Origin of the sequence: uncultured Streptomyces sp. (assembly GCF_947488945.1) — a bacterium.
Lineage (GTDB): Bacteria > Actinomycetota > Actinomycetes > Streptomycetales > Streptomycetaceae > Streptomyces.
The window spans coordinates 1-1,655 of the sequence record NZ_CANLBS010000063.1 but is presented as its reverse complement, the minus strand read 5'-3'; the positions used below and the strand labels follow the sequence as shown (position 1 = coordinate 1,655).

1 protein-coding gene is annotated in these 1,655 nt (G+C 69.8%); it reads right to left on the bottom strand.

Annotated elements, in window-relative coordinates; translation table 11 throughout:
- Window positions 1–1,655 (bottom strand): polyketide synthase dehydratase domain-containing protein (locus Q0994_RS33820; RefSeq protein WP_299542553.1); only part of this gene is annotated, 1,655 nt, incomplete at both ends.

The following is a 1,655-nucleotide window of genomic DNA, read 5'->3' as shown; positions in this document are numbered from 1 at the left end:
AGAACCACCTCCGGCACCGCCGCACCCGCGGCGACCGCCGCCTCCAACTCCCCCACACCCGCGAACCGCTCACCCGGAGCCACCAGGTCACCCAGCACCGCGACCCGACCCACCGAACCACCCAGCGAACCACCAGCCTCGGGCACCACCACCCACTCCACCCGGAACAGGGAATCGCCACCGGTCTGCTGAGCCCCCGCGAGACGCGCGGTATCCACCGGGCGGAAGGCGAGCCTCTCCACACTCGCGACGGGCTCGCCCTGCTCACCCACCATGTCGATCCGCAGGGCCCACTCGTCCACCGTGCTGATGCGCACCCGCACCCGGGTCGGACCGGTGCGGTCCACCCGTACACCGGACCAGGAGAACGGCAAGCTGGCAGATGATGCGTCACCCTGGTTCAGCCGGCCGAGACCGCCGTGCAGCGTGGCGTCGAAGAGGGCAGGATGCAGGCCGAAGCCGACCGCCGTCCCGGCGAGCTCCTCGGCAAGGGCTACCTCGGCGTACACGTCATCGCCGACGCGCCAAGCAGCCCGCACGCCCTGGAAAGCCGGGCCGTAGTCGTATCCGGAGTCCGGCAGCTCTGCATAGAGCGCGTCGACCCCGATCGGCTCGGCGCCGGTAGGCGGCCAGTGGGTGGGGAACTCCGCGCCCGGCCTGTCCTGGACCACCACCAGCGTGCCTCGCCCGTGACAGACCGCGTCCGCCTTCGCATCGCCTGCGACCTCGGACCGGGAGTAGACCGCAACCGCGCGACGGCCCTCCTCGTCCGCGTCCCCCACGGCGACCTGGAGCTGGACCGATGTCTTCTCGTCCAGGATCAGCGGGGCTTCGAGTACGAGTTCTTCGAGGACCGGTGCCCCGACATGGCGACCAGCAGCCATGGCCAGCTCCACCAGCGCCGTACCGGGCACCAGGACCGTGCCCAGCACCGCGTGATCCTTCACCCACGGCTCGGTCTCCGTGGACAACCGCCCGGTGAACACCCACTCATCGCGATCTCCCACCGCAACCGCCGCACTCAGCAGCGGATGCTCCAACTGCACCAGCCCCGCGGCAGCCAGGTCCCCGGAGCTACGACCGGACGTGAGCCAGTAACGCTCGCGCTGGAAGGCATACGTGGGCAGGGGTATGCGGCGTGCGCCGGTTCCGGCGTAGAACGCCTCCCAGTCGACCCCCACACCCGCGACATGCGCCTGCGCGAGGAACTCCGCGAACGTCTCCGCCTCAGACCTCCGCGCCCGCAGCGCAGAGACGGTCACGGCGGAATCCCCGTCCACCGTCTGCCGGGCCAACGCGGTCAGCACCGCGTCCGGCCCCAGCTCCAGGAACCGGGTCACACCCTCACGCTCAAGCGCCCGCACACCGTCGGTGAAACGAACCGCACCGCGGACATGGTCCACCCAGTAGTCGGGGTCGGTGAGCTCCGAGGACACCACCGTGCCCGTCACATTCGAGACCACCGGAATACGCGGCTCGCTGAACGTCAACCCCTCGGCCACGGCACGGAATTCGGCGAGCATGGGCTCCATGCGCGGCGAGTGGAACGCATGACTCACCCGCAGACGAGTCGTCTTACGGTCCTGCCACTGCGGCAGCCACTCATCCAGCGCATCCAGATCACCCGACACCACAACCGACCGCGGACCATTGAG